The 5,772-nt window shown below is 76.7% G+C and carries 3 protein-coding genes; all 3 read right to left on the bottom strand.

The window, feature by feature from the left end; genetic code table 11:
- A partial coding sequence (locus tag C2142_RS41085; RefSeq protein WP_241003018.1) for a type VII secretion protein EccB occupies positions 1-538 on the bottom strand: 538 nt, incomplete at its 3' end.
- Positions 539-548: 10 nt separating this feature from the next.
- Positions 549-1,937: a type VII secretion integral membrane protein EccD gene (gene eccD, locus C2142_RS36390; RefSeq protein WP_148647073.1), complete on the bottom strand. Its 1,389-nt coding sequence runs from the start codon at positions 1,935-1,937 to the stop codon at positions 549-551.
- Positions 1,934-5,737: a type VII secretion protein EccCa gene (gene eccCa / locus C2142_RS36385; protein ID WP_346766419.1), complete on the bottom strand. Its 3,804-nt coding sequence runs from the start codon at positions 5,735-5,737 to the stop codon at positions 1,934-1,936. The genes eccD and eccCa overlap by 4 nt, the downstream gene beginning before the upstream one ends.
- Between the last annotated feature and the right edge of the window lie 35 nt (positions 5,738-5,772).

The raw sequence follows: 5,772 nt of genomic DNA, 5'->3' as shown, positions 1-5,772 counted from the left end.
CTCTGGCCTGGCCACCAGCGTCCGCCGCGCCCGACCCGCCCGTGGCACCCGCCGCGCCCGTGCCGCCGGCGCCGTCCGTCCGCAGGCAGCGTGCCCAGGCGCCGGTGAGCAGCCCGGAGGCGGCCGGCACGGTGTCCGGGGCGTCCGGGATGCCGATCGGGACTCCGCGCGGCGTGCCGGCGAGGGTCTGGGCGGGCACGGTGTCGGGCGTGGCCGGGCCGCCGGCGATCAGCAGGGCCGAGGCCCGGTTGCGGGCCGGGCGCAGCTCGCCGTCCAGGTAGACGTAGCGGTTGCCGGTCTCCTTCTCCACCACGACGGCGCCGTTCTTGCGCCACGCGGTGCTGGGCGGCGGGGAGAGCAGGCCGTAGCCGGCGGCCCCGCCGCAGAGCAGGACGGCGACGCCGGCGCCGAGGACGGTGCCGAGCGCGGAGCGGTGGGTGGGGCTGTCGCCCTGGCCCGGGTCTCCGCCGACGAGGGCGGAGGCCAGCCGGCCCATCGCGAAGCGGTAGGACTGGACGTGGTCGCGTCGTGTCTGCATGCCCGCCCCCCTATCCGGCCAGCGCGCGCAGCCGGGCGTACGCGCCGAGGACGTGCAGCAGCAGCGGCAGCAGGGCGATCGCCGTGGCGGTCTCGGCGAGGTCGCCGAGGTGTCCCCAGACCGGCAGCAGCCGGGCCTTCGGCAGCCGCCCGGCGGCGAGCAGCAGGAGCACGGCGGCGGCGAGCAGCAGCGCGGCGGCCGCCGCGTGACCGGCCGGGCCGGCGGGGGCGACGCGCAGGGCGAGGACCAGCGCCGGTGCGTAGGCACCGGCGAGCAGCGCGGGGATCCGCTGGAGGGTGCCGTCGGTGCCGCGGGCGCGCAGCAGGACGGCCGTGCCGAGGGTGAGCGGCAGCAGCCAGCCGGTCCAGGTGTGGTCGAGGACGACGAGCAGGGTGACGGCGGTGGCCTGCACGAGGGCGGAGGCGGCGGCGATGCTGTCGAGGCAGGCGGTGGCGACGGTGACCCGGCGGGCGAGCCGGTCGCCGGGCTCGGGCTCGATGTCCTGCTGGAGTTCCTCGGCGTCGTGCGGCAGGTGGGGCACGCGCAGCCGGGCGGCCCGCAGGGCGAGTCGCGGTGCGAGGTGGCCGAGGACGAAGAGGGCGACGGCGAGCAGGGCGGCGGCCCGGGCCGGGTCCGTCCAGCCGGCCCGGACCAGGATGGCGCCGCAGGCGGCGGCGACGGCGGTGAGCACGGCCGTGCCGGGGACGGCCAGCGGCAGGGCGCCGACCCCGAGCAGCAGTGCGGCGAGCGCCACGACGCCGCCGGCGCCGGCCAAGGCGCCGACGGTGGTGTCCGGGAGATGCCCGGTGCCGGGGGCGGCGCGCAGGGTGAGCCCGGCCAGGGCGGCGAAGGCGAGGGCACCGATCCCGGCGAGCAGGACTCCGCCCCGGGCGGTTTCGGTCCGGGCGGCGACGGCGCAGCAGACGGTGAGGACGGCGGCGACGGCGGCGCAGCGGGCGGCGGTGGCCGGGCCCGCGCCGGGGGCGAGCAGGGCGGCGGCGAGCGCGGCGAGGGCGGTGCCGGCCAGGAGCAGGGCGAGGCCGCGGGTGAGTTCGGGGCGCCACCGGCCGGGGCCGCGGCCGACGCGGTCGGCGACGCCGTCGGCGATGTCGTCGAAGTGCAGGGCGGGCAGCGGGTCCTCGGCGGGGCGCAGCCGGAGCACGTCGCCGTGGCGCAGGCCGGCGCCGGCCGGGGTGGCCCCGGGGTCGAGGGGGTCCTCGCCGAGGCGTTGGAGGACCCAGGAGGCGGCGGGCCGGTCGGGGAGGTCGCGGGTCAGGAGCGGCAGCAGGGCCGAGACGGTGGTGGTGACGGGGACGGCGAGGTCGGCCCGGCCTGCGGGGCCTTCCACGGTGAGGCGGCAGACCTCGGTGGCCTCCGTCCGGGGCGGTGCGGTGGTCATCGTGCTCCAGTCGGGGCGGGGGGTGCGGTGACGAGGCCGGTCTGGACGAGCGTGACGGTGCGCCGGGTGACCAGCTGGGCGCGGCCGGGGGGCAGGGTGCGGGGCCTGGCCTCGCCGAGGAACTTGCCCTCCTCCTTGGGGTAGGAGAACAGCAGGGCGGGGTTGCCGAGCTCCCACATCCGGCGCAGCAGGGGGTCCATGACGGCGCGCATGGCGCCGGAGGTGCTGCGGGCGACGACCAGGTGGAGGCCGATGTGGGCGCCTTGGGCGAGCAGCGGGACGAGCGGGGCGGTCGGGGAGGGGGCACCGGGTGAGCCGGTGAGCAGGTCGTGGTCGTCGACGAGGACGAACAGCCTGGGCCCCTGCCACCAGTCGCGCCGTTCGAGCTGTTCGGGGGTGATGTCGGTGCCGGGCAGCCGTGTGCCGACGGAGACGGCGGCGCTCTCGGCGAGCCGCCCGAGGCCGTCGGTGTCGACGGCGAGGCCGACCCGGTACGCCTCGGGGACGTCGTTGAGGAGGCCGCGGCCGGGGTCGGCGAGCAGGATGCGGGCCTCCTCGGGGCGGTAGCGGGTGGTGATGGCGCGGACGGCGAGGCGCAGCGCGTTGGTCTTGCCGGTCTCGCCGTCCCCGAAGACGGCCAGGTGCGGCGTGCTGCCGAAGTCGTGCCAGACCGGGGCGAGCCGCTGTTCGTCGTGGCCGAGGCAGAACCGCAGGTCGGGGGCGTCGGCCGGGTCGGGGAGCCGGTGGGCGTCCAGGCGGGTGGGGAGCAGTCGCACGCCGGGGGCGGCGCCGCCTGGGGCGAAGGCGTCGATCTCGGCGACCGCGGCCTTGGTGGCGGGGGTGAGGTCGTCGGTGCGGGGGGAGCCGTCGAGCCGGGGCAGCGCGGAGAGGAAGTGGTGCCCGGTCGAGGTGAGTCCGTGGCCGGGCCGGTGCGGCACGGCGGCGGCGGCCTTGGAGCCGACCTCGGACTCCATGGAGTCGCCGAGGCGCAGTTCGAGTTTGGTGCCGAGCAGGTCGCGCAGCCGGGAGCGGAGTTCGGACCAGCGGACGGCGGAGGCGACGACGTGGATGCCGAAGGAGAGGCCGCGGGCGGCGAGGTCCATCACCCGCTGTTCCAGGTCCTCGTACTCCTGGCGGAGCGTGGACCAGCCGTCGACGACCAGGAAGACGTCGCCGTACGGGTCCTCGGTGCCGCCGCGGGCGCGCAGTGCGCGGTAGGCGGCGACGGACTCCAGGCCGAGGGAGGTGAAGAGCTGTTCGCGCTGTTCTAGGAGCTGGTGGAGCTCCTCGACGGTGCGCAGCACGCGGTCGCGTTCCAGCCGGGTGGCGACGGAACCGACGTGCGGGAGTCCGGCGGTGGAGACCAGGCCGCCGCCGCCGAAGTCCAGGCAGTAGAACTGGACCTCCTCGGGGGTGTGGGCGAGCGCCAGGGCGAGGATGAGGGTGCGGAGCAGGGTGGACTTGCCGGTCTGCGGGGCGCCGACGACGCCGATGTGGCCGTCGGCCCCGGAGAGGTCGGCGACGAGCAGGTCGCGCAGCTGTTCGAAGGGGCGGTCGACCAGGCCGAGCGGGACGCGCAGGGCGCCGCGCAGTCGCGGGTCGGAGGTGCCGAGACCGCGGTCCGGGTCGGGCACGATGCCGGGCAGCAGCTGGTCGAGGCTGGGCGGGGCGCTGAGCGGGGGCAGCCAGACCTGGCGGGCGGGCGGTCCGGCGTCCTCCAGCCGGGCGACCAGCACCTCGGAGAGGCTGTCGGTGCCCTCCTCGGCCGGCGGGTCCTCGGCGGGGCGCCGGAGCAGTGCCCGTTCGGCGAGGGAGAGCAGGGCCGCCTCCTCCTCGGCGCGGGCGGAGGCGAGCGGTCCGCACTGTTCCAGGCCGAACGCGGTGACCTCCCGGGCGGGCTGTCCGGTGCGCACCTGGTCGGGGTGGGGCGGTGCGGGCGCGGGGCCGGAGACGTAGGCGGCCTTGAAACGGACCAGGTTGGTGGTGTCGACCTTGAGGTAGCCGTTGCCCGGGGCGGAGGGGAGTTCGTAGGCGCTGGCGGTGCCGATGACGCTGCGGGACTCCATGGAGGAGAAGGTGCGCAGCGCGATCCGGTAGGAGAGGTGGCCCTCGACGCGGTGGATCCGGGATTCGTCCAGGCGCTGGGAGGCGAGCAGCAGGTGCACGCCGAGGCTGCGGCCGAGCCGGCCGACCGAGACGAAGAGGTCGACGAACTCGGGTTTGTTGGCGAGCAGTTCGGAGAACTCGTCGACGACGATCAGCAGTGCGGGCAGCGGGGCGAGGGTGGCCCCGGCGGCGCGTGCCTTCTCGTACTCGTAGAGGGAGGCGTGGCCGGCCTCGCGCAGCAGCTCCTGACGGCGGATCATCTCGCCGCTGATCGAGTCGCGCATCCGGTCGACCAGGTGGAGTTCGTCGGCGAGGTTGGTGATGATGGCGGAGGTGTGCGGCAGCCGGTCCAGGTTGAGGAAGGTGGCGCCGCCCTTGAAGTCGACCAGGACGAGGTTGAGCAGCTCGGAGGAGTGGGTGGCGGCCAGGCCCATCACGAGGGTGCGCAGCAGCTCGCTCTTCCCGGAGCCGGTGGCGCCGATCAGCAGGCCGTGCGGGCCCATGCCGCCCTGCGCGGACTCCTTGAGGTCGAGTTCGACCACCTCGCCGTCCTCGGTGACGCCGATCGGCACCTTCAGGCGGGCGTCCTGGGCCTGCCGGGGGCGCCACGCGGCGGCGGTGTCGAAGCCGCGGACGTCGCGGATGCCGAGCAGGGTGGCCAGGTCGAAGTCGGACTCCAGCGGGCGGTCCCGCAGGTCTGCGCCGCCGCCGGTGCGCAGCGGGGCCAGGGCCCGGGCCAGGGTGTCGGCCTCGGCGGCGCCGAGCCGATCGGGGCGGGCGGTGATCGTCTCGCCGCCGGCGGGGAGGGCGACCCGGCCGTCGCGGACGGTGAGCCGCAGTACCCGGGGGCCGCCGGGGACGGTGCCGGTGAGGTCGAGGAGGACGACGCCGCGCAGTCCGGCGCCGAGCAGCCGGGAGGTCTCCGGCAGCCGGACGCCCTGGGCGACGACCACCACGAACGGCTCGGCCACGCCGGGGGCGGAGCCGGTGTCGTGGTCGGGGCGGTCGCGGACGCCGGCACCGAGGAGGTCGAACAGGGCGTCGTGGTCGCCGGCGGCCAGCCGGGCGGGGCCGGCGGCGTCCTCCTCCTGCGGGTGGGCGTTGTGCGGCAGCCACTTGAGCCAGTCCCAGTCCTGGCGGCCGGCCTCGTCGGCGAGCACCGCGACGCGCAGTTCGTCGGGCGAGTGGAACACCGCGAGCCGGCCGACCATGGCCCGGGCGAGGGCGAGGGCGTCCTCGTGCTCGCCGACGAACTCGACGGCGGTGAAGCGCTGGAGGGAGACCGGGACGGGCAGGTCCGGCACCGTCCGGTGGGCATGCGTGAAGCGGCGCAGCGAGATCGCGCAGAGCGGCTCAAGGTCCTCCACCGGCTTGGTCCTGGGGGGCAGGAACTCCAGGGCGGCACGGCGGGGGCCGGTGCCGATCCGGATGCGGGCGAAGTCCTCGTGGCCGGGCCGGCGCTCCCAGAGGCGAGGGCCGGCGGCCAGCGCCGCGAGCCCGGCCGGGTGGGGGTCGTCCCAGAGCAGGGCGGCGCGCTGCTGGGCGGCGGCCTGCCGGGCCTGGCGGCGCTTCTGGGCGAGGTAGCGCAGATAGTCGCGGCGCTCGGCGCGGATGCGGCGGCGGCGCTCGGCACCAGGGCGGCCGATCTGGACCAGGGTCATGCTGACCATGGCGACGCCCATCATCCCGGACATGGCGTACATCGCGGTGCCGCCGTTGGGAGAACATC

The organism is Streptomyces sp. CB01881, from assembly GCF_002953255.1.
In the GTDB taxonomy this organism is placed as follows: Bacteria; Actinomycetota; Actinomycetes; order Streptomycetales; family Streptomycetaceae; genus Kitasatospora.
The sequence above is the reverse complement of the archived record's forward strand: the minus strand, read 5'-3'. Positions and strand labels throughout refer to the sequence as shown.

What these genes read in the sequence shown, in the direction of transcription:
- eccD (WP_148647073.1), bottom strand. Translation starts at nt 1,937, where the DNA reads ATGACCACCGCACCGCCCCGGACGGAGGCCACCGAGGTCTGCCGCCTC.
- eccCa (WP_346766419.1), bottom strand. Translation starts at nt 5,737, where the DNA reads ATGTCCGGGATGATGGGCGTCGCCATGGTCAGCATGACCCTGGTCCAG.